At 57.0% G+C, this 487-nt stretch carries 1 protein-coding gene; it reads left to right on the top strand.

Going from position 1 to position 487, the window contains the following annotated elements; translation table 11 throughout:
- A partial coding sequence (locus tag EES38_RS21900) for a phage tail protein (protein ID WP_439333285.1) occupies positions 1-487 on the top strand: 487 nt, incomplete at both ends.

The following is a 487-nucleotide window of genomic DNA, read 5'->3' as shown; positions in this document are numbered from 1 at the left end:
GGGATGTATGGCCATAAAAGGTCTTGAGCAGGCCGTTGAAAACCTCAGCCGTATCAGCAAAACGGCGGTGCCTGGTGCCGCCGCAATGGCCATTAACCGCGTTGCTTCATCCGCGATATCGCAGTCGGCGTCACAGGTTGCCCGTGAGACAAAGGTACGCCGGAAACTGGTAAAGGAAAGGGCCAGGCTGAAAAGGGCCACGGTCAAAAATCCGCAGGCCRGAATCAAAGTTAACCGGGGGGATTTGCCCGTAATCAAGCTGGGTAATGCGCGGGTTGTCCTTTCGCGCCGCAGGCGTCGTAAAAAGGGGCAGCGTTCATCCCTGAAAGGTGGCGGCAGCGTGCTTGTGGTGGGTAACCGTCGTATTCCCGGCGCGTTTATTCAGCAACTGAAAAATGGCCGGTGGCATGTCATGCAGCGTGTGGCTGGGAAAAACCGTTACCCCATTGATGTGGTGAAAATCCCGATGGCGGTGCCGCTGACCACG

It is taken from the genome of Vibrio viridaestus, from assembly GCF_003856525.1.
Taxonomy (GTDB): domain Bacteria; phylum Pseudomonadota; class Gammaproteobacteria; order Enterobacterales; family Vibrionaceae; genus Vibrio; species Vibrio viridaestus.
Note: the sequence above shows the minus strand (reverse complement) of the source record. Positions and strands in the feature narration are given on the sequence as shown.